The sequence below is a fragment of the Dyella sp. AtDHG13 genome (genome assembly GCF_003201105.1).
Lineage (GTDB): Bacteria > Pseudomonadota > Gammaproteobacteria > Xanthomonadales > Rhodanobacteraceae > Dyella > Dyella jiangningensis_B.
Window position 1 is genome coordinate 217,192 of sequence record NZ_QICJ01000006.1, and the last position, 15,852, is coordinate 233,043.

Annotated in this window: 16 protein-coding genes; 8 read left to right on the forward strand and 8 right to left on the reverse strand. The window is 67.0% G+C overall.

What is annotated here, in order from left to right:
* Positions 1–129: 129 nt before the first annotated feature.
* Complete coding sequence (locus BDW41_RS12320; protein ID WP_074547758.1) at positions 130–678, forward strand: GNAT family N-acetyltransferase; 549 nt, start codon at positions 130–132, stop codon at positions 676–678.
* Positions 675–995 carry a non-heme iron oxygenase ferredoxin subunit gene (locus tag BDW41_RS12325; protein WP_074547757.1) on the forward strand — a complete coding sequence of 107 codons (321 nt, stop codon included), beginning with the start codon at positions 675–677 and terminating at the stop codon, positions 993–995. Before BDW41_RS12320 ends, BDW41_RS12325 begins: the two co-directional genes overlap by 4 nt.
* 211 nt (positions 996–1,206) lie before the next feature.
* On the opposite strand, the gene BDW41_RS12330 is transcribed toward BDW41_RS12325, so the two are convergent.
* From BDW41_RS12330 to BDW41_RS12350, 5 genes are read right to left on the reverse strand one after another with little or no spacing between them, the layout of a single operon-like run.
* The gene (locus BDW41_RS12330; protein ID WP_074547756.1) at positions 1,207–2,004 is read right to left on the reverse strand and encodes a MipA/OmpV family protein; all 798 of its coding nucleotides are present in this window, start codon (positions 2,002–2,004) and stop codon (positions 1,207–1,209) included.
* Between the two features lie 9 nt (positions 2,005–2,013).
* Complete coding sequence (locus BDW41_RS12335; RefSeq protein ID WP_074547755.1) at positions 2,014–2,955, reverse strand: HlyD family efflux transporter periplasmic adaptor subunit; 942 nt, start codon at positions 2,953–2,955, stop codon at positions 2,014–2,016.
* Positions 2,952–3,716 (reverse strand): ABC transporter ATP-binding protein, encoded by a 765-nt coding sequence (locus tag BDW41_RS12340; RefSeq protein ID WP_074547754.1) that lies wholly within the window; start codon positions 3,714–3,716, stop codon positions 2,952–2,954. Before BDW41_RS12340 ends, BDW41_RS12335 begins: the two co-directional genes overlap by 4 nt.
* Positions 3,717–3,719: 3 nt before the next feature.
* Positions 3,720–4,853: an ABC transporter permease gene (locus BDW41_RS12345; protein ID WP_074547753.1), complete on the reverse strand. Its 1,134-nt coding sequence runs from the start codon at positions 4,851–4,853 to the stop codon at positions 3,720–3,722.
* Entirely contained in the window at positions 4,853–6,325 is a 1,473-nt protein-coding gene (locus BDW41_RS12350; protein ID WP_083337598.1) for a TolC family protein, read from the reverse strand. Before BDW41_RS12350 ends, BDW41_RS12345 begins: the two co-directional genes overlap by 1 nt.
* A 198-nt stretch (positions 6,326–6,523) precedes the next feature.
* On the opposite strand from BDW41_RS12350, the gene BDW41_RS12355 reads away from it, so the two are divergent.
* Both BDW41_RS12355 and BDW41_RS12360 read left to right on the forward strand, forming a co-directional pair.
* Positions 6,524–7,225, forward strand: a complete 702-nt coding sequence (locus tag BDW41_RS12355; protein WP_074547752.1) for an MtnX-like HAD-IB family phosphatase — start codon at positions 6,524–6,526, stop codon at positions 7,223–7,225.
* 54 nt (positions 7,226–7,279) lie between these two features.
* The gene (locus BDW41_RS12360; RefSeq protein WP_074547751.1) at positions 7,280–8,689 is read left to right on the forward strand and encodes an aminotransferase class III-fold pyridoxal phosphate-dependent enzyme; all 1,410 of its coding nucleotides are present in this window, start codon (positions 7,280–7,282) and stop codon (positions 8,687–8,689) included.
* Between the two features lie 113 nt (positions 8,690–8,802).
* Here the strand turns inward: BDW41_RS12360 and BDW41_RS12365 are convergent, their stop codons facing one another.
* Positions 8,803–9,732 carry a LysR family transcriptional regulator gene (locus BDW41_RS12365; RefSeq protein WP_233496858.1) on the reverse strand — a complete coding sequence of 310 codons (930 nt, stop codon included), beginning with the start codon at positions 9,730–9,732 and terminating at the stop codon, positions 8,803–8,805.
* Positions 9,733–9,813: 81 nt separating this feature from the next.
* Here BDW41_RS12365 and BDW41_RS12370 point away from each other — a divergent pair, with 81 nt between their 5' ends.
* Positions 9,814–11,331, forward strand: coding sequence for an MFS transporter (locus BDW41_RS12370; protein ID WP_074547750.1), 1,518 nt, complete (start codon positions 9,814–9,816; stop codon positions 11,329–11,331).
* On the opposite strand, the gene BDW41_RS12375 is transcribed toward BDW41_RS12370, so the two are convergent.
* Together BDW41_RS12375 and BDW41_RS12380 are read right to left on the reverse strand one after the other, a co-directional pair.
* Entirely contained in the window at positions 11,328–12,749 is a 1,422-nt protein-coding gene (locus BDW41_RS12375; protein WP_074548012.1) for a sensor histidine kinase, read from the reverse strand. The two genes, BDW41_RS12370 and BDW41_RS12375, sit on opposite strands and share 4 nt — an antisense overlap.
* A gap of 41 nt (positions 12,750–12,790) precedes the next feature.
* The gene (locus BDW41_RS12380; RefSeq protein WP_074547749.1) at positions 12,791–13,480 is read right to left on the reverse strand and encodes a response regulator; all 690 of its coding nucleotides are present in this window, start codon (positions 13,478–13,480) and stop codon (positions 12,791–12,793) included.
* Between the two features lie 241 nt (positions 13,481–13,721).
* Here BDW41_RS12380 and BDW41_RS12385 point away from each other — a divergent pair, with 241 nt between their 5' ends.
* The 3 genes from BDW41_RS12385 (at position 13,722) to BDW41_RS12395 (ending at position 15,832) form a co-directional block, all read left to right on the forward strand.
* The gene (locus tag BDW41_RS12385) at positions 13,722–14,384 is read left to right on the forward strand and encodes a PepSY-associated TM helix domain-containing protein (RefSeq protein ID WP_083337596.1); all 663 of its coding nucleotides are present in this window, start codon (positions 13,722–13,724) and stop codon (positions 14,382–14,384) included.
* Between the two features lie 101 nt (positions 14,385–14,485).
* A complete protein-coding gene (locus BDW41_RS12390; RefSeq protein WP_074547748.1) occupies positions 14,486–15,001 on the forward strand; it encodes a DUF2271 domain-containing protein in 516 nt (171 codons plus the stop codon).
* Between the two features lie 18 nt (positions 15,002–15,019).
* Positions 15,020–15,832 carry a DUF4198 domain-containing protein gene (locus tag BDW41_RS12395; protein WP_074547747.1) on the forward strand — a complete coding sequence of 271 codons (813 nt, stop codon included), beginning with the start codon at positions 15,020–15,022 and terminating at the stop codon, positions 15,830–15,832.
* The last annotated feature ends 20 nt before the right edge of the window (positions 15,833–15,852 follow it).

Sequence of the window (15,852 nt, forward strand, 5' to 3'; positions counted from 1 at the left end):
GCCGCGCGCACCCAGTCGTCTACACAGGGCACGCGGCCCCAGGCTCAGGCTAGGGAGCGGCGTCAGTCTGCCGACAGTGTCGAAGGTCATTGTGCGGCGCGACGAAGGGTGGAGCGGTATCATGGCCCGATGTCCACACCGTCTTCTCTCCTTTATCGGGCCGCGAACGCCGCCGACGTGCCCGCCATCGTCGCCCTGGTCGAGTCGGCCTATCGCGGTGAATCCGGCCTGCGCGGCTGGACCACCGAAACCCATCTGCTGGACGGACAACGCACCGACGCCGAGAGCGTGTCGGAACTGATCGCGCGCGCGGACAGCCTCGTGCTGCTGGCCGAGCGCGACGGCATGCTGCTGGCCTGCTGCCATATCGAGCGACAGCACGGCAACGGCTATTTCGGCATGTTCGCCGTCGATCCGGAACGGCAGATGGGCGGCCTGGGCCGCGCCTTGCTCGCCGAGGCCGAGCGTGTGGCGCGCGAGTCGTGGCGGGTGCCGGCGATGCGCATGACCGTGATCGAGCAGCGCGCCGACCTGATCGCCTGGTACGAACGCCGGGGCTACGCGCTCACCGGCGAAACGGGCGCCTTCCCGTATGGAGAGCCACGCTTCGGCATCCCGCGTCGCGACGACCTGCGCTTCGTCTACCTGAGCAAGTCGCTGGTGGAGGTGGCCGCATGAACCTCGCCGACTGGATCTTCGTGGGCACGCGCAGCGAACTGTTGCCGGGCGAGTTCAAGGTCGTATGGGATGGCGACACCGCTATCGCCGTCTACAACATCGACGGCGACCTCTATGCCATCGAGGACGTATGCAGCCATGACGGCGGCGAACTGGCTGGCGGCGAGGTGCATGGCTTCGAAGTGGAATGTCCGCGCCACGGCGCGCGCTTCGACGTGCGCACAGGTGCGGTGACCTGCCCCCCGGCCTACGAACCCATCGCCAGCTTCCCCGTGCACGAAGTGGACGGCCAGATCTGGACCCGCGACGACCGTTAGAGCGGGAAGTGAGTGAAGAGGAGTGAGAAGTGAGAGAAGAGCCAAGCTCTCGTTTCTCGCGCCTTGTCACTCATTCCTGGTTTTAAACCAAGCATGTCGCCGCCGGCCAGCACGTCGCTGTCATGACTGAAGGCGTCCTCGATGACAAAGCAAGAGTGAGAAACGAGAGTGCGGCTCTCTCACTTCTCACTCCTCTTCACTCACTCCTGCTCTAAAGCCTGTAGACGAACGCCAGTGTCGTCGTGAGCTGGTCGCGCGATCCGTAGCTGCGCACCAGCGGGCTCTCAGCGGCCTCGCCGAGCAGGCGCGTGTAATTGATGGCGAACGCGAAACCCGTGTGGAGGCTGGTGGGCATGTAGGCGTCGTATTCGAACGCGATCTGCTGGCTGCCCGAGCTGGGCGACCATGGCGCGATGTCGAGCTTGGCCGCCTGCTCCGGCGTGACGCCGAAGAAGCGGCGCATGGCGGGGCCGTTCATGGCCTGCCACTGCAGCTGCAGGCTATGGTTGAGATAGCCGATCGCCGGCAGGTCGTAGTCGGCGTACAGGTTAAGGTAGGCGCCCGCGCCCTGCGTGTCGTGGCTGAGCTCGGTGCCCACGTTGAGCTGTGCCGTGGCCTGGTATTCCAGATAGCCGCCGCCGTTGATGCGCGGGCCGAGCGAGTGGATCACTCCGCCGAGTTTCGAGCCAAGCTCCTCGCGATCGCGGCCCCACATGTAGTTGCCGTAGATGCCGCCGCGCCACTGGTCGCCGTGGATCAGGTCGACGGTCAGTCCGTCGAGCGTCGACAGGGTGATGTGCCAGGGCAGCTCGGCCTGGATATAGGGAATGGCCTGATTGCGATGATCCTTCGATCCCAGCCAGGCCGGCATGCGTTGCATGCCCACGCCGAACAGGTCATTCGGGCCGTCGGTCGGGTTGTCCGCCAGGGCGGCCGTCGATGCCGACATCGTCAGTGCGAAGCCCGCAGCGTGGATCAACGTTGCGGGCAGGGAACGACGACGATACATGCGTGTGGCTCAGGCGCCGGGCTTGGCCGGCGCGGCAGCCGCCTTGTCGCCGAACTGCACGATCACGCGCTGGCCGATGCGCAACGACGGCGGCGGCGGTTCGTCGAATGCCAGCACGCATTCGACGGTGCGCGTGTTGGCGCGGATCAGCGGATCTTCCTCCAGCGCACTGGGCCCGAACACCGCCCCGATGCGCTGCACGTGCGCGCGTAGCGGCGGCACGCCGCTGCCGCTGTCGTCGATCACCTGCGCCTGCATGCCGTCGTGCACGGCGCTGACGAAGGATTCGTTGAGCTCGGCGCGCACCAGGCGGGCGCCTTCCGGTAGCAGCACGAAGGCAGCGCCGCCCTGTGGCGATACCGCGGCGCCGGGCTGGATGTTGCGTTCCACGATCTGCGCGTCGACGGGCGCGACCAGGCTGCGCTGCGCCAGTTCGTAACGCGCGGCTTCCAGCTTCTGTTCGCCCATGGCCTCGGCGGCACGCGCGTTGTCGAGCTCGCCCTGCAGCTGGGTGGCGGCGTCCCGCGCATCGTCGGCGCTCTGGCCGTCACCGGCGCCGGCGGTCGCGGCGGCCTGCAGGCGGGTGGCGCGTTGCTGCGCGGCCTTCAGGCGCGCTTCCAGCAGATTGCCCTGGGCCTTCGACTGCTTCAGCTCCGCCTCGGCGGCGCTGACCGCCAGTTGCGCGGGCTTGGTGTCGAGCACGGCCAGCACCTGGCCTTTGCGCACGTGGTCGCCTTCGCGCACCTTGATGTCGGCCACCACGCCGTCGCGCGGCATGCTCAGCTTGAGCAGGCCGCCTTCGATGTCGATGCGGCCACGCGCCACCGCCACGTAAGAAGCCGCGGGCGCGGCCTGCGCGTTGGGCTTGCCACTGTCGTCATGCGAGCAGCCGACGAGTACCGGCGCAGCGAGGGCCATCACAAGGAAGGAAAGAGGCAAACGCAGGGTCATGCAGAAGGTTCCTCGTGGCCCGAGGCCGGCATTGGCGTCGGGGAGGGCACACGGTCGCTAAGGATACGGCCATCCTCCATGGCGAGCACGCGGTCGGCGTGTCCCACCAGTCGTGGATCATGGCTGACGCAGAGCACCGTGGTGCCGTGCGTGCGGGCAATGCGATGGAGTATGTCGATGATGATCTGGCCGTTGGCCGCGTCGAGCGCGCTGGTGGGCTCGTCGGCGAACAGCAGGTCCGGCTCTTTCGCCAGCGCGCGGGCGATGGCGACGCGCTGCTTTTCGCCGCCGGACAGTTCGGATGGGCGCAGCCCCATGCGCGGCCCCAGGCCCACTTCCTCCAGCGAGGCCATGGCGCGGCGGCGCGCCTCGCCGGGAGACAGGCCCAGGTAGCTCAAGGGCAGCTCCACCTGTTCCAGCGCGTTGAGCGCGGGGAAGAGGTTGAAGCCCTGGAACACGAAGCCGGTGTGGTGCAGGCGGAAACGTTCGAGCGCGCGCGCGTCGAGTTGTTCCAGGTCCTGGCCGAGCGCCATGACCTGGCCGCCGTCCGGACGCTGCAAGCCGCTGAGGATCGCCAGCAGCGTGCTCTTGCCGCAGCCGGACGGGCCGGAGATGAGCGTGAGCTCGCCCGCGCGCACGTCCAGCGTCAGGTCGTGCAGCACCGTGCTGCGGATGTCGCCCGAGGTGAACGCCTTGCTGACGCTGCGCGCCTGCAGCGAGACCGCGGGCCTGGATGGGGAGACGTGAGAGGCCGTGTTCATTGCTTACCTCAACAACGTGGCCGGGTCGGCGCGGCGCAGGCTGCGCATGGCGGCCAGGCCGGACACGATCGCCAAACCCATGCACAGCGACAGGCAGGCCACCGTGGCCCAAGGGCCCAGCGCCACCGGCACGCTGCGGCTGCGCGCGAGCGCCAGCGCGAGCACGCCCAGCACGGCGCTGCCCAGCAGGCCCAGCGCGCCTACCCAGAACGCCTGCTCCATCACCACCTTGCGCAGGTCGCCCACGCCCACACCCAGCGCGTTGAGCGTGGCGTACTCGCGGATCGAGCCGATCACCGCGGCGATCAGGGTCTGGCTGGTGATCACCACGCCCACCAGGAACACGATGCCGGCCAGGAACAGCACGCCGGCGCCGGCGCCAGTGTCGAAGATCCAGTAGAGCTGCGAGCGGCGGGCGAAATCCTTGGCGGTCCACACGTCGTAGTTGCCGAAGGCGGTGTTGCCGCGCAGGCGTGCGGCGACCTCCTTGGCTTCCGCCGGGTTGCGCAGCTTGGCCACGAAGTACGTCATGCGGCTGCTGTTGGACGGGTCGGTGTCCAGCGTCGCCGCCGTGGCCAGCGACGCCACCACGTTGACGCCGCCGAGTGCGCGCAGGCCGCTGCTCACGCCCACCACGCGCACGTGATGGCCGTTGATCACGGCGCTGTCGCCGACGCCGACGCCCAGGTTGTCCAGGTCCGCGCGATCGACGATGACGGCATCGGGCTCGTTGAGCCGCGCGCGCAGCGCCACGGGCAGGGCATGCGCGAACATCAGGCCGTCCGGCCGCGCGTTGATGCCGGATACGAACACGGATACGCCGCCGGTGTCGTTGGGACCGCGCCAGTCGGCATCCACCCAGTGGAACGGTTCCACGGCGGTCACGGCCGGGTCCATGCGCAGGCGCATTTCCACGCCGGCGTCGATGGATCGCCCGAGGTTGACGCTCTGCGTGCCGGGATAGCCCGCCCACAGGTCGGCCGACGAACCGGTGATGTACACGGCGGCGCTGCCGAAGATGCCGAGCACCAGGGCCACCTGCAGCAGCTGCAGCAGGCCGGCGAAACCCACCGCGACCACGGCGGGGAGGAAGCGGCGCCACTCGTAGATAAGGGTCTTGCGTGCCAGCGCGACCATCAGTCCGTGCTCCCCGTGCCCGGCGCCTTCGGTGCCGGCACCGGAGGGTTGGGCATGGGCGCGCCGCCGAGTGCCTTGTAGAGCGACACGTAGGCGAGGTCGCGCGCGGCGATCGCGCTGGTCAGCTCCAGCTGCGCGCGCTGGTTCTCGATCAGGCCGTCCTGCACGTCGAGGTGGCTGCCGAGGTTGAGCTCCGCGCGCTTGCGCAGTGCGGCCATGCTGCTATCCAGCGCCGCGACGGCGCGCTGCGAGGCGTCTTCGCGCATGCGCAGCTGTTCCAGGTCGCCCATGGCGGTTTCCGCTTCGGCGACGCCTTGCAGCACGGCTTGCCGATACGCGTACACGGCGGCCTTCAGCTCGTGATCCTTCACGTGCGCGGCAGCCACGCGCTGGCCCCAGTCGAACAGCGGCACATCGATGATCGGGCCAAAGGAAGAGATGGCCTCGCCGGTGTGCACGCGATAGTTGGACAGGATGTTCGTCGACCACTGCAGCGATGCGCCCAGGCCAATATGCGGCCAGATGTCCGCGCGGCTCACGCCCAGCTCGCCGGCGGCACGTAGCACGTCGGCTTCCGCGGTGGCGATTTCCGGTCGGGTGCGCAGCATGTCAGCGGGCGCGGTGGTGAGTTGCCATTCACCCAGGCGCGGCTGCGGGCCGGGTGTCAGCCATTCCGGATCCGGTTCGGGTTGCCCGAGCAGCACGGCCAGCTGTTGTGCGCTGGCGATGATGGTCTGCTGCGGCTCGGCCAGCGCGGCCTCGGCACGGGCCAGCTCAGCCTGGGCCTTGGCCACCTCGACCGGCGGCGCCAGCTTCAGTTGCTCGCGCACCTGCACCAGCCGCAGCTTCTCCTGCAGCGCATCGCGGATACCGCCCAGCAGACGCGCCTGTTCCTGGGCGGAGCGCAGCTCGATCCAGCGGCGGCTGACTTCGGCCACCAGCGACACGCGGGCACCGCGCAGGGCGGCGCTCGCGCTGTTCTCCTGTCCCTGGGACGCACGCTTGGCGCTTTGCCAGGCGCCGAACAGCGGCAGCTCCCACACGGCGTCGAAACCGACCACGAAATACGACGCGGTGGTATCCGGGTCGATCACATCGTTGGTGCGGCCGTGCAGCGAGGGCAGGTAGCCATCACGCGAATGATGGTTCACCGAGCGTGCCGCCCGCAGCCGCTCGGCCGCCTGCGCCACGTCGAGGTTGTTCCGCAGGGCGCGATCGATCAGGGCGTCCAGGGTGGGATCGCCCAGCGCCTGCCACCAGCCGCGCAGGTCGGCGGAGGGCGGCGTCACGCCGGCCGGCGCATTGCGCCAGGCATCGGGAACCGGTGGCTTGAGCTCGGGCAGCGGGGCGACCGAGCAACCCGCCAGCACCACGAGGCCGAACGCCAGCAGGTGGCTGGCGAACAGAGGGCGATCCCGGCGAGGCGCAGCTTCCATGTTGGGCAGATCCGGGTTGTTTCGACGCTGAAACACGAAATTCCTGGGGTTTCGGACTACGTTGAAAACGGTGAACAGCAGAGGATACCGGACCTTGCCTACAACTGGCTTATGGAACTGCCTCAAGTCAGGTATCAGGAGAAGACGTTTACGCAGCTTCTTTCGGAAAGAAAGGGGGCCGAAAGGGGGTGAAACCTATTGTGTCACCATCCTGCAAGAGTGGAGCTGCACCTAGTGACTGGTTGGACCATCCTCTGCGACTTCGACGGCACCATCTCCGTCGAGGACGTGATCGACTCGCTGCTCGACCGTTTCGGCCGCCCCGGCTGGGAAACGCTGGAGCAGGACTGGCGTGCCGGTCGCATCGGCTCGCGCGAATGCATGACCGGCCAGGTCGGTCTGCTGGACATGACCCAGGACGAGCTGGACAAGCACCTCTCCTCGCTGTGGATCGATCACCACTTCCCTGATTTCGTGAAGATGGCCCGCGCCACCGGCACGCCGATCCGCGTGGTCAGCGACGGCCTGGATTATGCCATCCGCAAGATCCTGGGCCGTTACGGCCTGGACGACCTGCCGCTGGCGGCCAACCACCTGGCCCCGGCCACGCCGCCGCAGAAGTGGCAGCTCACCTCGCCGTTCCAGGCCGAGGGCTGCCGCAGCGGCACGTGCAAGTGCGCCGTGGCCGCGCAGGCCAGCAAGGGCGGCACCAAGACGCTGCTGATCGGCGATGGCGCCTCGGATTTCTGCGCCGCCGACCGCGTCGATTTCGTTTTCGCCAAGCACCGCCTGATCGAGCACTGCCGCGCCGCCGGCATTCCGTACGTGCCGATCACCGGTTTCGAGGATGCGCTGGAGCTGCTGCCGCGCCTGCTCGATGGCAGCCTGCTGGCCGAACATGCGCCGGCCGCGCCTGCGCTTGCGGTTGCTTCCTGACGATCAGATCCCCCGCCTGATCCACACCTTTCAAACGTTTTCGGATTTTCCCCAATGAACGCTTACGACAAGAACGCCGCTGGCGTCGTGATTCCCGACGCGCAGCTGCTGGCTGACGAGGCCGAGTGGAGCTCGTTCGGCGATACCGTGCACTACGTCGACCCGCCGAAGATCTTCCGCCACGGCGAAGGCAGCTGGATGATCGACACCGCCGGCACGCGCTTCCTCGACCTGCAGATGTGGTACTCGGCCGTCAACTTCGGCTACGGCAACCAGCGCCTCAACGACACGCTGAAGCGCCAGATCGACATCCTGCCGCAGGTGGCCAGCCAGTACCTGCACCAGACCCGCATCGAGCTGGCCAAGACCATCGCGGTCGACGCGCAGCAGAAGTTCGGCCTGAAGGGCCGCGTGCACTTCAACGTCGGCGGCGCGCAGGCGGTGGAAGATTCGCTGAAGCTGGTGCGCAACTACACCGGCGGCAAGAGCCTGATGTTCGCCTTCGAGGGTGGCTACCACGGCCGCACGCTGGGCGCTTCGTCCATCACCTCCAGCTACCGCTACCGCCGCCGCTTCGGCCACTTCGGCGAGCGCGCGATGTTCGTGCCGTTCCCGTATCCGTTCCGCCGCCCGAAGGGCATGACGCCGGAAGAGTACTCCGACGCTTGCGTGCGCCAGTTCGCCCGCCTGTTCGAAACCGAATACAACGGCGTGTGGGATCCCAAGGTCAACCAGGCCGAATACGCCGCCTTCTACGTCGAGCCGATCCAGGGCACGGGCGGCTACGTGCTGCCGCCGATGAACTTCTTCAAGGACCTGAAGAAGGTGCTGGACCAGTACGGCATCCTGATGGTGGTGGACGAAATCCAGATGGGCTTCTGGCGCACCGGCAAGCTGTGGTCGATCGAGCACTTCGGCGTGACGCCGGACGTGATCGTGTTCGGCAAGGCGCTGACCAACGGCCTCAACCCGCTGTCGGGCCTGTGGGCGCGCGAAGAGATGATCAACCCGACCATCTTCCCGCCGGGCTCCACCCACTCCACCTTCAACTCCAACCCGCTGGGCACCGCCCTGGGCCTGGAAGTGATCAAGATGGGCTACGAGCTGGACTACGAGACCAGCGTGCCGAAGAAGGGCGCGCACTTCCTCGAAGGCCTGCGCGACCTGCAGAAGCGTCACAAGGAAATCGGCGACGTCGATGGCCTGGGCCTGGCGCTGCGCGCCGAGATCTGCACCGACGACGGCTTCACGCCGAACAAGGCGCTGCTCGACAAGATGGTCGACATCGGCCTCGCCGGCGACCTGGAGCACAACGGCAAGAAGATCGGCCTCGTGCTCGACGTGGGCGGCTGGTACAAGAACGTGATCACCTTCGCGCCGTCGCTCGACATCACGCACGAAGAAATCGATCTGGCCATCGCGCTGCTCGACCAGCTGCTGACCAAGGCCAAGAAGGAAATGTAAGTCCATGCAGCGCTGCGGGTGAAAACCCGCGGCGTTGGCGTAGGTTTGTCTCAAGTTGTTCCCATGCAGGGGAAGTGTGACAACGGCGATGCGCATGCGTCGCCGTATTTTTTTCAGTCGTCGAGCAGGGCGGGAATGGCCGCCACCAACGCGTCGATGGCAAAGCGCGTCTTGGACGGCATGTAGCGCGTGGTGGGCCACACCACGTGGATGTCTTGCGGCGCCTGGCTGCAGCGCCCTTTCACGGTGACCAGCTCGCCAGTCTTGACGTAGCGCGCGAGCAGCCACGAAGGCATGCGCGCCAGGCCGAATCCGGCGATGGCAGCGGTCGCGATCATCTGCACGTCATCCGTGCTCAGTTGCGGCTGGATGCGCACGCGCGTGGTGTGGCCCGCGTCGTCGCGCATGTCCCAGGGGGCGGCGACGCCGGCACGCGAGTACGCGATGGTCGCATGCGCTTCCAGTTCATGCAGCTGCGTGGGCATGCCGTGGCGCGCGATGTACGCGGGTGATGCGCCGATGCTCATGTACTGCAGGCCCAGCCGGCGCGCGCTCAGGCTGCTGCTGTCGCGCAGTTCGCCAATGCGCAGGGCAAGGTCGAAACCCTCTTCGATCAGGTCGACCCTGCGATCGCTGAAGGACATGTCGACGCTCAGGCCGGGATGTTGCCGTGCCAGCTCCATCAGCACGGGCGCCGCGCAAAGATGGCCAAACGCGATGGGCAGGCTGACGCGCAGGCGACCGCGCGGCTGCTGGCGTCCGCCCTCCAGCATCACCTCGGCGGCATCCAGTTCGGCCAGTGCGCGCACGCAGCAGTCGTAATAGGCCTGCCCGTCTTCCGTGAGGTTTTGCGCGCGGGTCGTGCGCTGAAGCAGGCGCGTGCCCAGGCGTGCTTCCAGCCGCGCGATGATCTTGCCCACGGCGGAGCGCGTCAGGTTCAGTCGTTCGGCCGCCACGGCGAAACTGCCGGCCTCCACCACCTGGACGAAGGTGGCGATGCCATCGAGCTTGTCATCCATGCGGCCCTTCATTGGTTCTTTCATGGATTCATTGCCGGGAAGTAATTGAGTCAATGGGGATGGTTTGGCGTCGATATAGTAGCCGCTCCCGCACGGAGCACGTCCATGTCCTCTACCGTTTCCCGCAACCGCATGGCCCTGGCCGCGGTGTGCCTGTCTTCGTTGATGTTCGGCCTGGAGATATCCAGCGTGCCGGCCATCCTGCCCACGCTGGCGCGTGTGCTTCACGGCGATTTCCGCGATATGCAGTGGGTGATGAACGTGTACACCATCGCCTGCACCAGCGTGCTGATGGGCACGGGCACGGTGGCCGACCGCTACGGCCGCAAGCGGCTGTTCCTGCTATGTATCGCGTTGTTCGGCATCACGTCCTTGCTATGCGGCCTGGCCTGGAACATGCCCGCGATGATCGCGGGGCGTTTCCTGCAGGGGGCGAGCGGCGGCGCCATGCTGATCTGCCAGGTGGCGGTGCTTTCGCACCAGTTCTCCGACCCGGCGGTGCGCGTGAAGGCGTTCGGGTGGTGGGGCGTGATCTTCGGCATCGGGCTGGGCTTTGGTCCCATCATCGGTGGCGCCATCTCTGCGCTGGCGAACTGGCAGTGGGTGTTCCTCGTGCATGCGCCGCTGGCCTTGGTCACCCTGGTGTTGGCATGGCGCGGCGCCGTGGAGTCGCGTGACCCGCATGCGCAGCATCTGGATATCAGCGGTATCGCCACCTTGTCGCTGGCCGTGTTCGGCGTTGCTTACGTGATTACCCAGGGAGGAGACATCGGCCTTGCGAGCACGAGAGCCATTGTCATCACCGCGCTGAGCCTGCTGTGCCTGGTCGCCTTCGTGTTGATCGAGCGCATGGTGAAGCGGCCGATGATCGACTTCTCGGTGTTTCGCATCCGTCCGTTCTCCGGCGCGTTGCTGGGTTCGGCGGGCATGAACGTCAGCTTCTGGCCCTTCATGATCTATCTGCCGGTCTACTTCCAAGATGTGCTGGGTTATGGCGATGTCGTCGCGGGAGGCTTCCTGCTCGCCTACACGCTGCCCACCCTGGTGGTGCCGCCCGTGGCGGAGCGATTGGCGCATTGTTACCGCGCGGGTTGGGTGATCCCTGGTGGATTGTTCACCATCGGCGCAGGCTTCTTTCTCATGAAATGGGGTGCCGGCATCAGCGAGCCCGATGGGCTGAGCATGCTGCCCGGTTGTGTGGTCGCGGGCATCGGCCTGGGGCTGACCAATACCACGGTGACCAATACGACCACCGGATCGGTCACCGCGGAGCGCGCCGGCATGGCTTCAGGCATCGACATGAGCGCGCGCATGATTTCGCTGGCGATCAACATAGCGCTGATGGGCTTGATCCTGGTCATTGGCACCAGCATGGCCCTGTCGCATGCAATGCCGGGCGATGCGATGGCGCGCCACTCGTTGGCCGTGGCGATAGCCGGCGGACAAGCGGTGCCGCTGCCGGCGGAGGTCGTGCACGGCGCGCTCGCCCAGGGCTTTCAGTGGGTGATGCTCTACGCCGGCCTCAGCGTGTGGCTGCTGGCGGTGGCCAGCCTGCTGGTGTTTGGCGTCAAGACGCGCACGCGGGCCATCAGCGATGCCGCGCGTGCGTTGCCCGAAGTCTAAGTGGACGTCTTCGACGTGCGTGCCGGGGGAAACACCACTTCCACGCGCAGGCCGCCCAGGTGGCTGTTGAGGAAACGCACCTGCGCGCGATGGCGTTCGGCGATGCGCTGCACGATGGCCAGGCCCAGGCCGGTGCCTTCCTCGGTCATGCCGGGTACGCGGAAGAAGCGCTCACCGAGGCGTTCAAGAAACGCCGGGGGCACGCCGGGTCCGTTGTCTTCCACGCTGATGCAGGGGTTGTCGCCAAGCACCGACACGCCAATAGTGACGATGCTGTGGCGGCCGGCGTAGCGCAGGCTGTTGTCGATCAGGTTGTCGAGCATTTCCTGCAGCGAAATGCGGTCGCCGTCGATCCATACCGGGCCGGCAGGGCCTTCGTAGCCCAGGTCGACGTTGGCGGCGATGGCATCGTGCACACGCACGCTCAGCAGTTCCGGAATCAGCTGCGCGAGGTCGAGCAGCACCAGCGGCGCGCTTTCGCTCAGTTCGGGTGACTGCGCGCGCGTCAGTGCGAGCAACTGGCTGGACGTGCGGCTGGCGCGTTGCGTGAGGCGCAGGATGTGCTGCAGGGCATCGGCGACGGTTTCCTTGCTGGGATCGACCTGCGCGCGCTCGACGTGCACGCGCAACCCCGCCAGCGGTGTCTTGAGCTGGTGCGCGGCATCGGCGATAAAGCGTTCCTGCAGGGCCAGCATGCCGCGCTGGCGGGCGAACAGGCCGTCGATGGTGCGCGTGAGCGGCAGGATTTCCACCGGCACGTCGGCATCGCCAATCGGCGCGAGGTCATGCTCGCGCGCCGCCAGGCGCGCGGTGAGCGGATCGAGCTGGCGCAAGCCCACGCGCACGCCGTAGAACACCAGGAAGAACACGCTGGCGATCAGCAAGGCCTGCGCCGGAATGCTGAGCAGCAGGATTTCCCGCGCGCGCTGATGGCGGTCGTGGAAGGTCTCCGCCATGGTGACCGTGAGCTGGTCGCTGGGGTCTTGGAGGTTGGGTATGCGCACCGTGGCCGCGCGCAGTTCGCGCAGCTTCTGCCGGGGCGTATAGAGCGTGGTGGAATAGAGCGCCGGCTCGCCATCGGAACTCGCGGCGCTCAAGGGCGCCGGCTGCAGCTCGGGCGAACCGGCCAGCAGGCCGTGTTTCTGGCTGCTGACGTTGAAGTAGTTGTGTCCTTCCGGCGCATACTCGAGCAGGAAGCGAGCCTGCGGCGAGATCTGCCCGCCGAGGTCTTCCTGGCTGAGCATCTGCGCGAGCGTCATGGCGTCGTCGCCCAGGTCGCGATCGTGCACGTGGTTGGAATAGATCAGCGCGCCGCCGTAGGTGATCAGGCTTTCCACCGCCAGCAGCAGCATCAGCGGCACCAGCAGCGAGGACAGCAGGCGCCGCCGCAGGCTGGGGCGGCCGTCGGGCTCGAGCATGCGATAGAGCCACGGATCGTCCCGCTTCGGCGGCGCTGCGCTCATGCCTGGGTTTCCTTGTCTTCCTTCGCTTCTTCCAGCAGGTAGCCCAGGCCGCGGATGGTGCGCACCTGCGTGCCCGAGTCGGCCAGCTTGCGGCGCAGTCGGTAGATGGCGATGTCCAGGCCGTTGTCGGTGAGTTCCTCGTCCCAGCTGCACAAGGCCTCGACCAGTTGCGCGCGGCTGGTCACGCGGTCGGGGCGCGCGGCGAGTGCTTCGAGCAAGCCAAACTCGCGCGCGGTGAGTTCCAGCGGCTTGTCGTCGATCCAGGCGCGATGGCCGGGAAGGTCCAGGCGCAAGCGCCCGATGACGAGCTCGGGCGCGCCCTGCGAGGTGTAGCGGCGAAGCAGGGCGCGCACGCGCGCCTCGAACTCCGCGAGTGCGAACGGCTTCACCAGATAATCGTCGGCGCCAAGGTCGAGCACGCGCACGCGCTCGCGCAGGCCTTCGCGCGCGGTGATCACCAGCACGGGCAGCCCCGTGCCACGCTTGCGCAGGCGTTGCAGCACGTCGGCGCCGTCCAGGTTCGGCAGGCCAAGATCGAGGATCAGCAGGTCGTAGGGCGTGTCGCGCAGGGCGGCGTCCGCCTTGGCGCCGTCGGTGACGCTGTCCACCGCATGGCCACCCTGGCGCAGCGACGCGCATACGCCGGCGGAAATGGAAGGGTCGTCCTCGGCAATCAGGATGCGCATGTGGTTTTCCGGAAGGGGCGGTACGCCGGCGCAGGGGGACATGCGCGGCACAGGGTTGTTGAATTGCGAGTGATTCTCATTTGTGGCAAGATCCCGGCTCGGTGTCAGGAACGGGCCGCCCAGATGGGCAGCTTAGCGCTCCGACAGTCGATGAGACAGCGAACAAGCGACTCGGTTGCATGACCTGCCGTGCCATATTGGGCTGCTCCAGGCGACCATCAACAAGCTCTGAAAGGCAGGCATGGACTCAGTGGCGCGGTCGCGCGACAACAACCGGTTGCATAGCAGCGCGACGGGATCGAACCGTGCGTTCTGGCTCAAGCAGCTTCATCAGTGGCACTGGATCAGCTCCGCGCTGTGCCTGGTCGGCATGCTGCTGTTCGCGGTCACCGGCTTCACCCTCAACCACGCGGGCCAGATCGAGGCACAGGCGACCACCGTGCACCGCAACGCCCAGTTGTCCCCGCAGTTGCTCAAGGCGGTCGGCGGTGACGACGAACGCAAGGGCGCGCCGCTGCCCGCCGCCGTCGCGGACTGGATCGCCGGCGCGCTCGACGTGGATGTCGCCGGCCGCACGGGCGACTGGTCGTCCGACGAAATCTACATCTCCATGCCGCGCCCCGGTGGCGACGCATGGATCAGCATCGACCGCGAAACCGGCAAGGTGGAAACCGAGCGCAGCTCGCGCGGCGTCATCGCCTATCTCAACGACCTGCACAAGGGACGCCACGCGGGACCGGCCTGGGGCTGGTTCATCGACGTCTTCGCGCTGGCCTGCGTCATCTTCTCCGTCACCGGCCTGTTGCTCTTGAAGATGCATGCAACCCAGCGCGGCGCCACCTGGCCGTTGGTGGCATTCGGGCTGGTGCTGCCGCTGGTGCTCGCGTTGATCTTCATCCATTGAGGCGAGAAACGAGTGAAGAGGAGTGAGAAGCGAGACTCGTGCTTTTCTCTGTTTTCTCACTCCTCTTCACTCACTTCTCGCCCTTTAGCCAAGGAACCATCATGCGCCGCCTTTCCCTGACTCTTCCTGCCATCCTGCTGGCGGCTCCGGCTGCTGCGGCCGATCTCAACGTCACCGTGCAGATTCCGCAGCTCAACGTCGCGGAGTACCACCGGCCGTATACCGCCGTGTGGGTGGAGCGCGAGGATCATTCCGTCGCGGCGCAGCTGGCCGTGTGGTACGCGCAGAAGGAGTCGAAGGAAGGCGCGGGCACCAAGTGGCTGCCCGAACTGCGCCAGTGGTGGCGCCGCGGCGGTCGCGACCTGCAGATGCCGGTGGACGGCGTGTCGGGCGCGACGCGTCCGGCGGGCGATCAGAAGCTGAGCTTCCACGACGGCAAGGCGCCGCTGGGGCAACTGGCGCCGGGCAAGTACGAACTAGTGGTGGAGGCCGCGCGTGAAGTGGGCGGTCGCGAAGTGGTGCGCGTGCCGTTCACCTGGCCCGCCGCCACGCCGCAACAGCTGGCCGCGCAGGGCAGCAGCGAGCTGGGCGCCGTCAAGGTCGACCTGGCCCCATAATCGAAGGAGAACGACGACATGATCAAGCATTCGCTGAAGTGGGGCGCGCTGGCCCTGGCACTGGCCCTGCCGTTCACCGCGCAGGCGCACAAGATGTGGATGGTGCCCTCGGCCACCAACGTGTCCGTCGCCGATCCATGGGTGACGGTGGACGCCGCCGTCTCCAACGACCTGTTCTATCCCGACCATATGCCGGTGGCGCTGGACCGCATCGCCATCACCACACCGGACGGCCAGACGGCCAAACCGGAGAACGCCATCACCGGCCAATACCGCAGCGTGTTCGACGTGCACCTGACCCAGCCGGGCACGTACAAGATAGCCGCCGTGAACGGCGGTCTGTTCGCCAGCTACGAGGTGGATGGCCAGAAGAAGCGCTGGCGCGGCGACGCGGCGGATCTCGCCAAGGCCATTCCGTCGAGCGCGAAGAACGTCGAGCTGTCCGAGTCGATCAATCGCGTGGAGACCTTCGTCACCAACGGCAAGCCCAGCGATGGCGCGCTGAAGCCGGGCGGCAAGGGGCTGGAGCTGGTGCCGGTGACGCGCGTGACGGATCTCGCCTCGGGCGAGGCCGCCACCTTCCAGTTGCTGCTGGACGGCAAGCCGGCGCCCAACCTCAAGGTGATGGCGATTGCCGGCGAAACGCGTTATCGCAACGCGCAGGACGAACTCGACGTCACCACCGACAAGGACGGCAAGTTCAGCATCACCTGGCCGCATGCGGGCATGTACTGGGTGAGTGCGAGCACGCAGGACGACAAGTCGAGCATCAAGCAGGCCAAGGTGCGTCGCCTTTCCTATGCGGCCACGCTGGAAGTGCTGCCACAGTAATGTCCTCTTGCAGCGCACGA